This window comes from Pseudokineococcus basanitobsidens (assembly GCF_037482545.1).
Lineage (GTDB): Bacteria > Actinomycetota > Actinomycetes > Actinomycetales > Quadrisphaeraceae > Pseudokineococcus > Pseudokineococcus basanitobsidens.
This window is the reverse complement of record NZ_JBBIAA010000002.1, coordinates 261926-276081: the sequence shown is the minus strand read 5'-3', so window position 1 is coordinate 276081 and position 14156 is coordinate 261926. Positions and strand designations below refer to the sequence as shown.

The window sequence follows — 14156 nt, the reverse complement described above, 5'->3', positions numbered from 1 at the left end:
GTCCACCCCTGGACCCTGCTCCGGGCGGCGGCGGGCGGGTCCACCGGATTTCGCCCGCCCGGGCGGTCAGTCCTCGCGCAGCGCGAGCCGCTCGCGGACGACGTCGGCGAGGTGCTCGGCGACCGACCGGGCGGTCTGCGCGGTCGGTGCCTCGACCATGACGCGGACCAGCGGCTCGGTGCCCGACGGGCGCAGGAGGACCCGACCGGTGTCGCCCAGGTCGGCCTCCGCCGCCGCCACGGCGTCGAGGACCCCCGGGTCGCTGCCCGCCGCGGTGCGGTCGACCCCGGGGACGTTGACGAGGACCTGCGGCAGCCGGGGGATGCCGGCGGCGAGGTCGGCCAGCGGACGCCCCGTCTGCGCGACCCGGGCGAGCAGGTGCAGGGACGTGAGCACGCCGTCCCCGGTCGTCGCGTGGTCCAGCAGCAGCACGTGGCCGGACTGCTCGCCGCCGAGCGTGTACCCGCCGCGCCGCATCTCCTCGAGCACGTACCGGTCGCCGACGGCCGTGCGGGCGCAGCGGATGCCGGCGGCCTCCATGGCCAGCACCAGCCCGAGGTTGCTCATGACGGTGGTGACGAGCACGTCCCCCGCGAGCGCGCCGCGCTCCTTGAGCCCGAGCGCGAGCACGCCCATGATCTGGTCCCCGTCGACCAGCGCACCGTCCGCGTCCACGGCGAGGCAGCGGTCGGCGTCCCCGTCGTAGGCGATGCCCGCGTCCGCGCCGTGCTCGAGCACGGCCGCCTGCAGGGCGCCCGGGTGGGTCGACCCGACGCCGTCGTTGATGTTCACGCCGTCGGGAGCGGCGGCGGTCACGACGACGTCCGCGCCGGCCGCGGCGAGGGCCTGCGGTCCGAGGACGCTGGCCGCCCCGTGCGCGCAGTCCACGACCACGCGCAGGCCGTCCAGCCGGTGCGGCGCCGCCTCGCCGAGGCGTCGGGCCCAGCCTGGTCCCGCGGCGTCGTCCCGGCGCACCCGACCCACGTCCGCGCCGGTGGGCCGTGCCCACTGCTCGCCGACGCGACGCTCGATGGCGTCCTCGACGTCGTCGGGCAGCTTGTGCCCCCCGCGGGCGAAGAACTTGATGCCGTTGTCGGCCATCGGGTTGTGCGAGGCGGACAGCACGACCCCGAGGTCGGCGCCCGTCGCGGCGACGATCGCGGCCACGGCCGGCGTCGGCACCACGCCGACGTCGTCCACGTCGACGCCCGCGCTGGCGAGACCTGCCGTCACCGCCGCCGCGAGGAACTCCCCGGAGGCGCGCGGGTCCCGGCCCACGACGGCCCGCGGCCGGTGCCCGGCGAAGGCGCCGCGGTCGGCGAGGACGTGCGCCGCCGCGACGGACAGGTCGAGCGCGAGCTCCGCGGTGACGGCGACGTTCGCGACGCCCCGCACCCCGTCGGTGCCGAAGAGCCTGGCCACGTGTCCTCCTGGTGGTGGGTCCGGTGCACCGCCCCCGCGACGCCACGGCCGGCGGCCGCGTCCCGCCGGACGCGGCGAAGCCCCGGCGGCGGGTGCCACCGGGGCTTCGTCGCGGCGCCGGGGTCGACGGCGGGTCGTGCCGCCTGCCGCCCCGGTCCGGGTCAGCGCTTGGAGTACTGGGGCGCCTTGCGGGCCTTCTTGAGACCGGCCTTCTTGCGCTCCTTGACGCGGGCGTCCCGCGTGAGGAAGCCGGCCTTCTTGAGGGCCGCGCGGTTGGCCTCCTCGTCGATCGCGTTGAGGGACCGCGCGATGCCCAGCCGCAGGGCGCCGGCCTGGCCCGAGGGCCCGCCGCCGTCGATGCGGGCCACGACGTCGAAGCGCCCCTGCAGCTCGGTGACCGTGAAGGGGTCGTTCACGAGCTGCTGGTGCACCTTGTTCGGGAAGTACTCCGCCAGGCTGCGGCCGTTGACCAGGTAGTTGCCCGAGCCGGGGAAGATCCGGACGCGCGCGACGGCCTCCTTGCGGCGGCCGGTGGCCATGCCGGGGGCGACGATGCTCTGCCCGCTGCCGGCGACGGACGAGGACTCGCTGGTGTAGCTGCTGACGTCCTCGGTCTCGACGGTCGTGTCGAGGCCGCCGTCCTGGTACGCGGTGGTGTCGGTGCTGGTGGTCACGGTGTCTCCTCGGGAGCTGCGTTCGGGGCCGGGCGCGAGGTGACTACTGCGCGACCTGGGTGATCTGGAAGGGCTGCGGCTGCTGGGCGTCGTGCGGGTGCGCCGGGCCCGAGTAGACCTTGAGCTTCTTGATCATCGCGCGGCCGAGGCTCGTCTTCGGCAGCATCCCGCGGACGGCCTTCTCGACGGCCTTCTCCGGGTTCTTCTCCAGCAGCTCGGTGTAGGAGGTCGCCTTGAGGCCGCCCGGGTAGCCCGAGTGCCGGTAGGCGATCTTCTGCTCGCGCTTGCTGCCCGTGAGCGCGACCTTGTCCGCGTTGACGATGACGACGAAGTCGCCGGTGTCCACGTGCGGCGCGAACACGGTCTTGTGCTTGCCGCGCAGCAGCGAGGCGGTGTGGGTGGCGAGCCGGCCGAGGACGACGTCGCTGGCGTCGATGACGTGCCAGCGGCGCTCGACGTCAGCGGGCTTGGGGGAGAACGTGCGCACGGTCGTTGCCTTCGTCCTGTCGGTGTCGTCTCGCTCGGGGCCTGGCCTGTCCGGTCTGCACCGTCTCCGGGGGCCCTGCCCGGCGCGACGCAGCCGCGGGGCGTGCTGGTGGAGGAGGTGCGGACGTGGCCTGCTCAGGGCATGGCACGTCCCGGAACGTGGCCCTCACTGTACGAGCAGCCCGGCGCGCGGGTCAAAGCGGCCCGGAGGCCCTCGCCCGCAGCCCCTCGGCCGGCTGCGCCTCCCACACCGGCTCGGGCACCTCGGTGAGCCGCCCGTCCGACCCCAGGACGAGGAACCGGTCCATCCCGCGCGCGAACCACCGGTCGTGGGTGACCGCGACGACGGTCCCCTCGAAGGTGTCGAGCGCCTGCTCCAGCGCCTCGGCCGACTCCAGGTCGAGGTCGTCGGTGGGCTCGTCGAGCAGCAGCAGCGTCGCCCCGGACAGCTCGAGGAGCAGCACCTGGAACCGGGCCTGCTGCCCGCCGGAGAGCTGTCCCGGGGGTTGCTCGGCCGCACCGGCCAGGCCGTACCGGTCCAGCGCGCGGCTCGCCTCCTCGCGACCTCGGCCCGCGCGCCCGCCCTCGCCCCGGTGCAGGACGTCCAGCAGCGTGGGGGAGCCCCGCCCCGCCCCCGGGCCGGCGGCACCGGTGGCCACGTCCGCTCCGCGGTCGCGCTGGGAGAACCACCCGGGCCGCACGCGCGCGCCGAGCCGGGCGGTGCCGTGGTGGGGGACCGGCTCGAGCGGGGTGTCGGACGTCGCGGGGGCGTGCTCGGGGCCGGGGTCGGTCCCGCCGGCGGCGAGCAGGCGCAGCAGGTGCGACTTGCCGGAGCCGTTCGGCCCGAGGAGCGCCACCCGGTCGCCGAACCACACCTCGAGGTCGGCCGGCTGCAGCAGGCCGGGGACCGAGAGCCGCTCGAGGACCACGGCGCGGCGGCCCGTGCGCCCTCCGCGCAGCCTCATCCGGACCGACCGCTGCTGCGGCGGCTCGGGCGGCGGCCCGGCCGCCTCGAAGCGCTCCAGCCGGGTGCGCGCCGCCTGGTAGCGCGAGGACAGGGAGTCGTTGAAGGTGGCCTTCTGCCGCAGGGAGACGACGAGCGCCCGCAGGGCGCCGTGCTCCTCGTCCCAGCGACGTCGCAGCTCCTCCAGGCGCTCGGTCCGCGCCCGTCGCGCCTCGTGCCAGGTGCCGAAGCCCCCGCCGTGCACCCAGGAGCGCGCGCCGTGCGGGCCCGGCTCCAGCGCCACCACGGCGGTGGCCGTCCGCGCCAGCACCTCCCGGTCGTGGCTGACGAGCAGGACGGCCTTCGGCGTGCGTGCGAGCGCGTCCTCCAGCCACCGCTTCGTCGGCACGTCGAGGGAGTTGTCCGGCTCGTCGAGCACGAGGACCTCCTCCGGCCCGGCGAGCAGCGCCTCGACGGCGAGCCGCTTCGCCTGGCCCCCGGACAGCGTGCCCAGGGCCCGCCAGCGGCACCGGTCGTACGGGAGCCCGAGGGCGGAGCGCGTCAGCGCGTCCCACCGGACCTCGACCTCGTAGCCGCCCGCGTCACCGGCGTCGACGACGGCCTGCGCGTAGCGCATCTGCGCCGCCTCGTCGTCCTCGCGCTCCAGGAGCGCCGCCTCGGCCCCGTCCAGCTCCAGCAGCGCCTCCCGCAGCCGCGGCGCGCACGTCTGCACGAGCAGGTCCCGCACGACGCCCTCGGCGCCCGGGCCGGCGCGGCCGACGTCCTGGCGCAGCACCGCCACGCCGCCCGAGCGGCTCACCGCCCCCTCGTCCGGCGCCTGCTCACCCGCGACGAGGCGGAGCACCGTGCTCTTGCCCACGCCGTTCGGCCCGACGAGGGCCGTCACGGACCCCTCCACGACGCGGAAGGAGACCTCGTGCAGGAGCGGTCGCCCGTCCGGGCGTACGAGCCCCACCCGGCTCAGGTCGACGTGTCCCACGCCCGGCAGTCTCCCCCGCGGCGGAGCCCGGGAGGGACGGGGACGGGGCACGCCGTGCGTGCCCCGCCCGGTGAGCCGCTCAGGCGGGGGCGTCCTGGTCGTCGACCACGTGCACCGCGGCCTCCTCGGCGCCCGCCGCCCCACCGGCGAGGCCGGCGTCCCGGGCGACCTCGTCCTTCTCGGTGTCCGGGCCGATGCCGCCGGACGGGTCGACCAGCCGGCCGGCCCGCACGTCGCCCACCTGGTCGTCGAGCAGCTCGCCGTCGGTGTCGAGGTCGGCCTCCGTGCCCGGCAGGGCCGCCTCGGCCGTGTCGTCGGCGTCACCCGTGGACATCTCGGCGTCCTCCCGCACGGGGCCCGGGTCCTCGGCCAGGGGGTCCGGCACCGCCATCGCGGGGTCCGGCACCTCCTCGGACAGCCGCTCGTCAAGGCTCTCCCCCTCGCGCTGCTCCTCGAGCGTGGTGCCGGTGCGGCCCAGCTCCCGCGGCTTCTCGGGGGGCGAGTAGCCCTGGTCGAGCGTCTGGTCCTGCGTCGGGGTGCCGAGGCTGTTCTCGTCGTCGTAGTCGCGGACGTCGGGCTCCACGGCGGCGTCGTCGACGCCGCCGGCGTCGGGCTGGTAGACGTCGTCGCCGACGGCGCTGGACTCGTCAGGTGTCGTGCTCATGGCGCGACACTGCCACCGCCCGCCGGGCCGGGGCCACCCGGGGAGAGGGCTGCCCCGCCGCCGTCGTCACCCCGGGTGCGTGCACGGGTCCGCGCCGGGTGCGGGCTCGCCGGGCCTGGGCGGCGAGCGCCTCGTCGTCCGGGTAGCGGACCTCCTCGAGGACGAGCCCCCGCGCCGGGACGACCGCCACGGCCGGGTCCCGGACCCCGGCCGCGAGCACGCGCGCGGGCCAGCCCTCGTCGCGGCGCCCCTCCCCCACCGCGAGGCAGGCACCGACGAGCGAGCGGACCATGTGGTGGCAGAAGGCGTCGGCCTCGACGTCCGCGACGAGCACCCCGCCCTCCTCCCGCGTCCAGCCGTGGCGCAGCAGGGTGCGGACGGTGCTCGCCCCCTCCCGCGGCCGGCAGAAGGGCAGCCAGTCGTGCTCGCCGAGCAGGAGGCCGGCCGCACGGTCCATCGCCGCCGCGTCGAGCCGGCGGCGGACGGCGAGCACCTCCCCCCGGCGCAGCGGGTCGCGCGCGCTCGCCCCGTCCGCGACGCGGTAGGCGTACCGGCGGCTGAGCGCGCCGAAGCGCGCGTCGAAGCCGGGCGGGGCCGGGCGGGCCGACCGCACGACGACGTCCTCCGGCAGCACGCCGGCCAGGCGCCGCACCAGCGCCTCCCCCGGTGCCGGCCCGTCGGGACGCCCTCCGGACCGACCGGGCAGCGACCGCCAGCTGTCGGCGGGGAGGTCGAGGTGCGCCGCCTGCCCGCGCGCCGAGACCCCGGCGTCCGTGCGCCCGGCGACCACCAGCCTCGGGGGCGCGGACCGCAGGACCCGCGACAGGGCCGCCGTCAGCTCGCCCTCCACCGTGCGCCGGCCCGGCTGCGCCGCCCAGCCGGAGAAGCCGGCGCCGTCGTAGGCGAGGTCGAGCCGCACGCGGACGACGCCGCCCCGCGCCTCGGCGTTCGCGACCGCACCGGGCTCCGGGGACGGCAGGAGCCCGCCGTCCCCGGTGGGGTCGGCGGGCTCCACGTCGTGCACGCTCACCGGGCCACGCTCAGCCGCGCGCGTCCTTCTCGGCGTCCTCGGCGGCCGTCGTGACCTCGTCCGCGGCGTCGGCCGCGGCGTCCGCGTCCGCCGCGTCCTGCGACCCCGGGGCGAGCGTCTGCGCGTCGCCGGCCGCCTGCTCCGCGTCCGCCGTGGCGTCGCCGGCCGCCTCGGTGTCCGCACGACCCGCCGCGTCCTGCGCCTGCGTGGCGTCGTCCTCGGCCCGTGCCTGCGACAGGGCCGCCGCGTCCTGCTCGTCCACCTGCTCGACGGGCACGTCGGCCGCACCGGCCGCGCTCGCACGGGCGGCGTCCCGGGACGCCCGGCCCGTGGCCGCCGACGCCTCGCGGACGACGTCCTGACGCGCGGAGACCGCCTCGGTCACCAGCTCGATGACGACCATGGGGGCGTTGTCGCCCTTGCGCGGGCCGATCTTCGTGGTGCGCGTGTAGCCGCCCTCGCGCTCGGACATCTGCGGGGCGATGTCCGTGAAGAGCTCGTGCACGACGGTCTTGTCGCGGACCACCGTCATGACGCGGCGGCGCGAGGCGAGGTCGCCGCGCTTGGCGAAGGTGATCAGCCGCTCGGCGAACGGCCGCAGCCGACGCGCCTTGGCCTGCGTCGTCGTGATGCTCCGGTGCTCGAACAGCTGGGTGGCCAGGTTGGCCAGGATCAGGCGCTCGTGCGCCGGACCGCCGCCGAGCCGCGGGCCCTTGGTGGGGGTGGGCATGGTGTCTCCTCGGGTGGGCCGTGCGTCAGCCCGGGCACCGCCCGGACGTCCGCACTGGGCGGGTGGTCAGTACTGCTCGTCCTCGGCGAACGACGCGTCGTCGTCGTCGCCCTCGTAGGCCTCGAGGGCCGCGCTGGGGTCGAACCCGGGCGGGCTGTCCTTGAGCTGCAGACCCATGGTCCCCAGCTTGACCTTGACCTCGTCGATGGACTTCGCGCCGAAGTTGCGGATGTCCAGGAGGTCGGCCTCGCTGCGGGCGACGAGCTCGCCGACCGAGTGGATGCCCTCGCGCTTGAGGCAGTTGTAGCTGCGGACCGTGAGGTCGAGGTCCTCGATCGGCAGCGCGAGGTCCGCGGCCATGGCGGCGTCCGTCGGCGACGGGCCCATGTCGATGCCCTCGGCGTCGACGTTGAGCTCGCGGGCCAGGCCGAACAGCTCGACGAGCGTGCGGCCGGCGGACGCCATGGCGTCCGCGGGGACGGTCGAGGCCTTGGTCTCGACGTCCACGACCAGCCGGTCGAAGTCGGTGCGCTGCTCGACGCGGGTCGCCTCGACCTTGTACGTGACCTTCAGCACCGGCGAGTAGATCGAGTCGACGGGGATGCGCCCGATCTCGGCGTCGCCGGACTTGTTCTGGGCCGCCGAGACGTAGCCACGGCCACGCTCGACCGTCAGCTCCATCTCCAGCCGCCCGTCGCCGTTCAGCGTGGCGATGTGCAGGCCGGTGTCCGCGACCTCGACGCCGGCCGGCGGCGCGATGTCCGCGGCCGTGACGTCACCCGGGCCCTGCTTGCGCAGGTACATGGTCACGGGCTCGTCGTGCTCGCTGGAGACGACCAGGCTCTTGATGTTGAGGATGATCTCGGTGACGTCCTCCTTGACCCCGGGGATCGTGGAGAACTCGTGCAGCACGCCGTCGATGCGGATGCTCGTGACCGCCGCGCCGGGGATCGACGAGAGCAGCGTGCGACGCAGGGAGTTGCCGAGGGTGTAGCCGAAGCCGGGCTCGAGCGGCTCGATGGTGAAGCGCGAGCGGCGCTCGGCGACGCGGTCCTCGGTCAGGGTGGGGCGCTGTGCGATGAGCACGGGCAGGATGTCCTTCCGGGCGCGGGGTCCGCCATATGACCCCAGGGGGCGCTGCTCCGGCGGGCGCGGCCGCACCCGTCGGGCTCCGCGGCGCCGTGGTCGGCGGCGCGGGTGCGGGCCGGCCCCCGCCGCTGCCGCGGGGGGACCGGCCCTTCGGTCTGTCAGGGTCGGGAGCGGGTCACTTCGAGTAGTACTCGACGATCAGCTGCTCCTGGACCTGCACGTCGATCGCGGCGCGGGCCGGGACGCCGTGCACGAGGGCGCGCATGCGGTCGCCCTGGACCTCCAGCCACGCCGGCGAGGTCTTGCCCTCGAGCTCGGCCTTCGCGACGACGAAGGGCGTCATCTCCAGGGACTTCTCGCGCACCTCGACGATGTCGTTCGGCGAGACCCGGGCGCTGGGGATGTCGACCTTCTGCCCGTTCACCCGGATGTGGCCGTGCCGGACCGCCTGGCGGGCCGCGTCACGGGACTTGGCGAAGCCGGCCCGGTACACGACGTTGTCGAGCCGCATCTCCAGGATGGCCAGCAGGGTCTCGCCCGTACGGCCGGCCCGGCCCTGGGCCTCCTCGTAGTAGCCGCGGAACTGCTTCTCGAGGACGCCGTAGATGCGCGCGCACTTCTGCTTCTCGCGCATCTGCGAGAGGTACTCGCTCTCCTTCACGCGGCCGCGGCCGTGCTCGCCCGGCGGGTAGGGGCGGATCTCGATCGGGCACTTGCCCGAGTCGCACTTCGCGCCCTTCAGGTACAGCTTCTGCTTCTCGCGCCGGCAGCGCTTGCAGTCGGGCCCGGTGTAACGCGCCATGGGTGCTCTCTCTCTTCTCGCTCGCGGGCCGCGGTCAGACGCGCCGGCGCTTGGGCGGACGGCAGCCGTTGTGGGCCTGCGGCGTCACGTCCTGGATGGTCCCCACCTCCAGGCCGGTGGCCTGGAGGGAGCGGATGGCCGTCTCGCGGCCCGAGCCCGGGCCCTTGACGAAGACGTCGACCTTGCGCATGCCGTGCTCCTGGGCACGGCGGGCGGCGGCCTCGGCGGCCATCTGCGCGGCGAAGGGCGTCGACTTGCGCGAGCCCTTGAAGCCGACCTGGCCCGCGGAGGCCCAGGAGATCACCGCACCCGTGGGGTCCGTGATCGAGACGATCGTGTTGTTGAAGGTGCTCTTGATGTGCGCCTGGCCGGCGGAGACGTTCTTCTTCTCCTTGCGGCGCGTCCGGCGGGCTCCGCCGGCGGCTCGGGTCTTCGGGGGCATGGGCTGGTTCTCTCCTGGACGTCGGACGTGCGGGCCGGGGCGCCCCGCGGCTGGGGGCGTCGGCGCGGGTCTGGGAGCCGGGCCCCGGGCGCTGCGGCGCACGGGGCGGCCCGCCGTCCTCGCGCGAGGCGGCGGGCGGCGGGACTACTTGCGGGCGACCTTCTTCTTGCCGGCCACCGTGCGCTTCGGTCCCTTGCGGGTGCGCGCGTTGGTCTTGGTGCGCTGGCCGCGCACCGGCAGGCCCCGGCGGTGCCGCAGACCCTCGTAGCAGCCGATCTCGACCTTGCGGCGGATGTCGGCGGCCACCTCGCGGCGCAGGTCGCCCTCCACCTGGTAGGCCTGCTCGATGTGGTCGCGGATCTTGACCTGGTCGTCCTCGGTCATGTCCTTGACGCGGACGTCCGGGCTGACGCCCGTCGCGGCGAGCGTCTCGAGGGCGCGGGTGCGCCCGACGCCGAAGATGTACGTGAGCGCGACCTCGAGGCGCTTCTCGCGCGGGAGGTCGACGCCGACGATGCGTGCCATCGCGGTGCTCCTGGTGCTCTGCCGGAGGTGTGGTGCAGCACCGCTCCCGCGACGCCCCCGTCGTGCGGGCGAGCGGGTCCCCCGCCTCCGGGCGGGGGGTGACGTCCGCGTCGGCTCGGGCGGGCCCCCTGAGGGACCCGCGTCGACGCGGGGTCGGGTGCTGCGGTACCGGTGCCGCCGGACGGCGGCGCCGGTGCGATCAGCCCTGGCGCTGCTTGTGGCGCAGGTTGTCGCAGATGACCATGACCCGCCCGTTGCGGCGGATCACCTTGCACTTGTCGCAGATCTTCTTGACGCTCGGCTTGACCTTCATGGCTGTCCTCCACCGCGGGCCCGGGGTGCCGGGACGTCGGTGCTCGTGGGGCTGGTGGGTCCGACCGTCCCCGCCGGGGCGCGGCGGGGCGACGTGCCCGGGGGCTCGTGGTGGACGCACGACGTGGGTCGTCGCACGGTCCGACCGGTCACTTGTAGCGGTAGACGATCCGGCCGCGGGTGAGGTCGTACGGGCTGAGCTCCACCACCACACGGTCCTCGGGGAGGATCCGGATGTAGTGCTGACGCATCTTCCCCGAGATGTGCGCGAGGACCTTGTGGCCGTTGCTCAGCTCCACGCGGAACATGGCGTTCGGCAGCGCCTCCACCACGGCGCCCTCGATCTCGATGACCCCGTCCTTCTTGGCCATTGCCCTCCGCTCGGTGCGGGAGCGCCCGCAGGCGCGACCCGTCGCAGTCGTGTCCGGCTACCCGGTTCGTCTCGCGGTGCCGTGCGCGCCTGACGGGCCCGTGCCGACCGCCCGAGGGGGGCGGACCGGGGACGTCCTCGCCGAACCAGCCGCGGGGCGAGGACGTGGGCAGGGGTGCGCGCTCGTGCACCGACGGGGCAGCCTACGCGAGGCCCGTCCCCACGCGAAATCGTCCCGACGTCGCCGCCGGTGCTCACGCGAGCGGCGTCGGCACCAGGCCGTGCCGCGCGAGGCCGGCCGCGCCGCCGTCGTGCGCCGTCAGCACCCAGACGCCGCCGTCGACGACGGCGACCGTGCTCTCCCAGTGGGCCGCGCGCGAGCCGTCCGTCGTCACCACGGTCCAGTCGTCGGCGAGCACGTCCGTCTCGGCCGCCCCGCGCACCACCATCGGCTCCACGGCGACGCACAGGCCCGGCCGCACCCTCGGGCCTCGCTCGCGGCTCCGGTGGTTGAGCACCTCGGGCGGCTGGTGCATGGCCGTGCCGATCCCGTGGCCCACGTACCCCTCGACCACGCCGTAGCGCCCCCCGAGCGAGTCCTCGACGGCGGCGCCCACCTCGCCGAGGCGCTCGGCCCGCGCCAGCGCCGCGAGACCCGCCCACATCGCCGCCTCCGTCGCCTCGACGAGCGCGACGTCCTCCGGGTCCACGGCCCCGCCCGCGCCGTCCACGACGGTGCTGAACGCCGCGTCGCCGTGCCAGCCCTCCAGGACGGCCCCGCAGTCCACCGAGACGAGGTCGCCGTCGGCGAGGAGGCGCTCGCCCGGGATGCCGTGGACCACCTGCTCGTTCACCGAGACGCACAGCGACGCCGGGAAGCCCTGGTAGCCCAGGAAGGAGGGCACCGCGCCCGCCGACCGGATCACCCGCTCCGCCACCGCGTCGAGGTCGCGCGTGCTCACGCCCGGGGCGACGGCGTCCCGCACGGCGGCGAGCGCGTCGGCGACGACCAGGCCGGCCCCCCGCATGAGCCGCACCTGGTCCGGCGTCTTCCACTCGACCCGCTCGCGGCGGAGCAGGCCCACGCTCAGCCCCGTCCCAGCGCGGCCAGGACCCGCCCGGTCACCTCGGGGACCGGACCCATGCCGTCGACCGGGCGCAGCAGCCCCCGGCGCGCGTAGACGTCGACGAGCGGTGCCGTCTGCGCCTCGTAGACCTCGAGCCGGTGCCGCTGCACGGCCTCGCCGTCGTCGCTGCGGTGCTGCTCGCCCGCCCGCTGGGCGAGACGCTTGACCACCTCGTCGGTGTCCACCGTGAGCTGGACGACGCAGTCGAGACCGGCTCCCGCCGCGGCCAGCATGGCGTCGAGCTCGTCCACCTGGGCCGGCGTCCTCGGGTAGCCGTCGAGGAGGAAGCCCTCGGCCGCGTCCTCGGCGCCCAGCCGGTCGCGCACCATCGCGTTGGTCACGGCGTCGGGGACGTACTCCCCCTCGTCCATGTACGACTGCGCCGTCCGTCCCAGCTCGGTGCCCTCGCTGACGTTGGCGCGGAAGATGTCGCCGGTCGAGATCGCGGGCACGTCGAGCTCGACGGCCAGGCGAGCCGCCTGCGTCCCCTTGCCCGCCCCGGGCGGCCCCAGCAGCACGAGCATCACCGCAGGAAGCCCTCGTAGTTGCGCTGCTGGAGCTGGGACTCGATCTGCTTGACGGTCTCCAGCCCGACCCCCACGACGATCAGGATGGACGTGCCGCCGAAGGGGAAGCTCTGCGTCGCGTCCACCGCGACGAGGGCGACGAGCGGGATGGCCGCCACGAAGGCCAGGTAGACGGCACCGGGCAGGGTGATGCGGGTCAGCACGTGGTCGAGGTACTCGGCGGTCGGACGACCGGCGCGCACGCCCGGGATGAACCCGCCGACCCGCTTGATGTTGTCGCTGACCTCGTCCGGGTTGAACGTGATGCCCACGTAGAAGTACGTGAAGAACACGATCAGCAGCAGGTACAGCACGATGTAGAGGGTGCTGCTCTGCTGCACCAGGTTGGCGTTGACCCACTGCACCCACGAGGACTGCGGGTCGTTGAACTGCGCGACCAGCGCGGGCAGGTAGAGCAGGGAGGAGGCGAAGATGACCGGGATGACGCCGGCCATGTTGACCTTGATCGGGATGTAGGTGCTCGTCCCGCCGTACATCCGACGACCGACCATGCGCTTGGCGTACTGCACCGGGACACGCCGCTGGGACTGCTCGACGAAGACGACCAGCGCGACGATGACGAGCCCGACCGCGACGACGCCAGCGAGCACGCCGAAGCCGCGGCTCTGGCCGATGCTCCACAGCTGGCCCGGGAAGCTGGCGGCGATCGAGGTGAAGATCAGCAGGGACATGCCGTTCCCGACCCCGCGCTCGGTGATGAGCTCGCCCATCCACATGATCAGGCCCGTGCCCGCCGTCATCGTGACGACCATGAGGACGATCGTCACGACGGAGTCGCCCGGGATCACCTCGGCGGTGCAGCCGGGGAACAGCTGCCCGGCGCGGGCCACGGCGATGTAGGTGGAGGACTGCAGGACCGCCAGGGCGATGGTCAGGTACCGCGTGTACTGCGTCAGCTTCGCCTGGCCGGACTGCCCCTCCTTCTTCAGCTCCTCGAAGCGGGGGATCACGACCGTCAGCAGCTGCGTGATGATGCTTGCGGTGATGTACGGCATGATCCCGAGCGCGAACACCGAGAGCTGGAGGAGCGCTCCTCCGCTGAACAGGTTGACGAGCCCGAGCAGGTCGTTGGACGACGCCGACGTCGCCAGGCACTGCTGGACGTTCGCGTAGCTGACGCCGGGCACCGGCACGAAGGACCCGAGGCGGAAGATCGCCATGATGCCCGCCGTGAACAGCAGCTTGCGCCGCAGGTCCGGCGTGCGGAAGGCCCGCACGAATGCGCTGAGCACGTCTCCTCCAGATCGCCCCGGGGGGCGGTCGCCGCGCCCGCGCCGCGTCGGCGTCGGGAGTCGGTGCGGTCAGGTCGGCCCCTGCCCGGGAGCGGGGCACCGGGATCGGACACTACCGGGCGCACGGGACGGTCCCGTCGTCGTCACGGGCCTGCGCCGTCGGCACGCCTGCTCGGCAGGGGCGGTCGCGAGCGCGCGAGGCCCCGCCGCCCGGGTCAGGACGGCGGGCCCCCGCGACGGGTCAGAGCCTGGTCGTGCTGCCGCCCGCGGCGGCGATCTTCTCGACCGCGGAGGCGGAGAAGGCGTGGGCGCTGACCTGGAGCGCCACGTCCGCGCTCCCCTGGCCGAGGACCTTGACCTTCTGGTTCTTGCGCACGGCGCCCGCCGAGACCATCTCCTCGACGCCCACCGCGCCGCCGTCCGGGAACAGCTCGGAGAGCCGGTCCAGGTTGACCACCTGGTAGGTGGTCCCGAACGGGTTGTGGAAGCCACGGAGCTTCGGCAGCCGCATGTGCAGCGGGGTCTGGCCGCCCTCGAAGCCGGCGGAGACCTGGTAGCGGGCCTTCGTGCCCTTCGTGCCGCGACCGGCCGTCTTGCCCTTGCTGGCCTCGCCGCGACCGACACGGGTCTTGGCCGTCCGCGCCCCGGGGGCAGGGCGCAGGTGGTGGACCTTCAGGGCCCGCGCGCGCCCGCCCTCGGTACCGGTGGTGTCGTCCGCCAT

The 14156-nt window shown here is 74.9% G+C and carries 17 protein-coding genes; all 17 read right to left on the bottom strand.

Translation table 11 applies throughout. From position 1 onward, the window contains the following. Positions 1–66: 66 nt before the first annotated feature. Positions 67–1422 carry a phosphoglucosamine mutase gene (gene glmM, locus WDZ17_RS03610; RefSeq protein ID WP_339573757.1) on the bottom strand — a complete coding sequence of 452 codons (1356 nt, stop codon included), beginning with the start codon at positions 1420–1422 and terminating at the stop codon, positions 67–69. A gap of 161 nt (positions 1423–1583) precedes the next feature. Continuing rightward, on the bottom strand, positions 1584–2096 hold the full coding sequence (gene rpsI / locus WDZ17_RS03605) for a 30S ribosomal protein S9 (RefSeq protein ID WP_422631794.1): 513 nt from the start codon (positions 2094–2096) through the stop codon (positions 1584–1586). Between the two features lie 43 nt (positions 2097–2139). Further along, positions 2140–2583 (bottom strand): 50S ribosomal protein L13, encoded by a 444-nt coding sequence (rplM, locus tag WDZ17_RS03600; RefSeq protein WP_339573756.1) that lies wholly within the window; start codon positions 2581–2583, stop codon positions 2140–2142. Between the two features lie 193 nt (positions 2584–2776). Beyond that, positions 2777–4525 (bottom strand): ATP-binding cassette domain-containing protein, encoded by a 1749-nt coding sequence (locus WDZ17_RS03595; protein ID WP_339573755.1) that lies wholly within the window; start codon positions 4523–4525, stop codon positions 2777–2779. 79 nt (positions 4526–4604) lie between these two features. Then, positions 4605–5189, bottom strand: coding sequence for a DUF5709 domain-containing protein (locus WDZ17_RS03590; protein WP_339573754.1), 585 nt, complete (start codon positions 5187–5189; stop codon positions 4605–4607). Further along, the gene (locus WDZ17_RS03585; protein WP_422631809.1) at positions 5173–6168 is read right to left on the bottom strand and encodes a tRNA pseudouridine synthase A; all 996 of its coding nucleotides are present in this window, start codon (positions 6166–6168) and stop codon (positions 5173–5175) included. Before WDZ17_RS03585 ends, WDZ17_RS03590 begins: the two co-directional genes overlap by 17 nt. A 61-nt stretch (positions 6169–6229) precedes the next feature. Beyond that, positions 6230–6949 (bottom strand): 50S ribosomal protein L17, encoded by a 720-nt coding sequence (gene rplQ / locus WDZ17_RS03580; protein WP_339573752.1) that lies wholly within the window; start codon positions 6947–6949, stop codon positions 6230–6232. Between the two features lie 66 nt (positions 6950–7015). Continuing rightward, positions 7016–8035, bottom strand: coding sequence for a DNA-directed RNA polymerase subunit alpha (locus tag WDZ17_RS03575; protein WP_339573751.1), 1020 nt, complete (start codon positions 8033–8035; stop codon positions 7016–7018). Between the two features lie 178 nt (positions 8036–8213). After that, positions 8214–8840 carry a 30S ribosomal protein S4 gene (gene rpsD, locus WDZ17_RS03570; protein ID WP_339573750.1) on the bottom strand — a complete coding sequence of 209 codons (627 nt, stop codon included), beginning with the start codon at positions 8838–8840 and terminating at the stop codon, positions 8214–8216. A 34-nt stretch (positions 8841–8874) separates the two neighbouring features. Then, the gene (gene rpsK / locus WDZ17_RS03565) at positions 8875–9282 is read right to left on the bottom strand and encodes a 30S ribosomal protein S11 (RefSeq protein WP_339573749.1); all 408 of its coding nucleotides are present in this window, start codon (positions 9280–9282) and stop codon (positions 8875–8877) included. A gap of 144 nt (positions 9283–9426) precedes the next feature. Next, positions 9427–9807 (bottom strand): 30S ribosomal protein S13, encoded by a 381-nt coding sequence (rpsM, locus tag WDZ17_RS03560; protein ID WP_339573748.1) that lies wholly within the window; start codon positions 9805–9807, stop codon positions 9427–9429. A gap of 199 nt (positions 9808–10006) precedes the next feature. Next, positions 10007–10120, bottom strand: coding sequence for a 50S ribosomal protein L36 (gene rpmJ / locus WDZ17_RS03555; RefSeq protein ID WP_030903823.1), 114 nt, complete (start codon positions 10118–10120; stop codon positions 10007–10009). 148 nt (positions 10121–10268) lie between these two features. After that, a complete protein-coding gene (infA, locus tag WDZ17_RS03550; RefSeq protein ID WP_123379890.1) occupies positions 10269–10490 on the bottom strand; it encodes a translation initiation factor IF-1 in 222 nt (73 codons plus the stop codon). 253 nt (positions 10491–10743) lie between these two features. Further along, positions 10744–11568 carry a type I methionyl aminopeptidase gene (gene map, locus WDZ17_RS03545; protein ID WP_422631808.1) on the bottom strand — a complete coding sequence of 275 codons (825 nt, stop codon included), beginning with the start codon at positions 11566–11568 and terminating at the stop codon, positions 10744–10746. 8 nt (positions 11569–11576) lie between these two features. Further along, on the bottom strand, positions 11577–12140 hold the full coding sequence (locus tag WDZ17_RS03540; protein WP_339573746.1) for an adenylate kinase: 564 nt from the start codon (positions 12138–12140) through the stop codon (positions 11577–11579). Continuing rightward, positions 12140–13435: a preprotein translocase subunit SecY gene (gene secY, locus WDZ17_RS03535; RefSeq protein ID WP_339573745.1), complete on the bottom strand. Its 1296-nt coding sequence runs from the start codon at positions 13433–13435 to the stop codon at positions 12140–12142. The genes WDZ17_RS03540 and secY overlap by 1 nt, the downstream gene beginning before the upstream one ends. Positions 13436–13676: 241 nt before the next feature. Beyond that, positions 13677–14156, bottom strand: coding sequence for a 50S ribosomal protein L15 (rplO, locus tag WDZ17_RS03530; RefSeq protein WP_422631793.1), 480 nt, complete (start codon positions 14154–14156; stop codon positions 13677–13679).

What these genes read in the sequence shown, in the direction of transcription:
- WDZ17_RS03590 (WP_339573754.1), bottom strand. Translation starts at nt 5,189, where the DNA reads ATGAGCACGACACCTGACGAGTCCAGCGCCGTCGGCGACGACGTCTAC.
- rplQ (WP_339573752.1), bottom strand. Translation starts at nt 6,949, where the DNA reads ATGCCCACCCCCACCAAGGGCCCGCGGCTCGGCGGCGGTCCGGCGCAC.
- rpsD (WP_339573750.1), bottom strand. Translation starts at nt 8,840, where the DNA reads ATGGCGCGTTACACCGGGCCCGACTGCAAGCGCTGCCGGCGCGAGAAG.
- rpsK (WP_339573749.1), bottom strand. Translation starts at nt 9,282, where the DNA reads ATGCCCCCGAAGACCCGAGCCGCCGGCGGAGCCCGCCGGACGCGCCGC.
- rpsM (WP_339573748.1), bottom strand. Translation starts at nt 9,807, where the DNA reads ATGGCACGCATCGTCGGCGTCGACCTCCCGCGCGAGAAGCGCCTCGAG.
- rpmJ (WP_030903823.1), bottom strand. Translation starts at nt 10,120, where the DNA reads ATGAAGGTCAAGCCGAGCGTCAAGAAGATCTGCGACAAGTGCAAGGTG.
- infA (WP_123379890.1), bottom strand. Translation starts at nt 10,490, where the DNA reads ATGGCCAAGAAGGACGGGGTCATCGAGATCGAGGGCGCCGTGGTGGAG.
- WDZ17_RS03540 (WP_339573746.1), bottom strand. Translation starts at nt 12,140, where the DNA reads ATGCTCGTGCTGCTGGGGCCGCCCGGGGCGGGCAAGGGGACGCAGGCG.
- rplO (WP_422631793.1), bottom strand. Translation starts at nt 14,156, where the DNA reads ATGGCGGACGACACCACCGGTACCGAGGGCGGGCGCGCGCGGGCCCTG.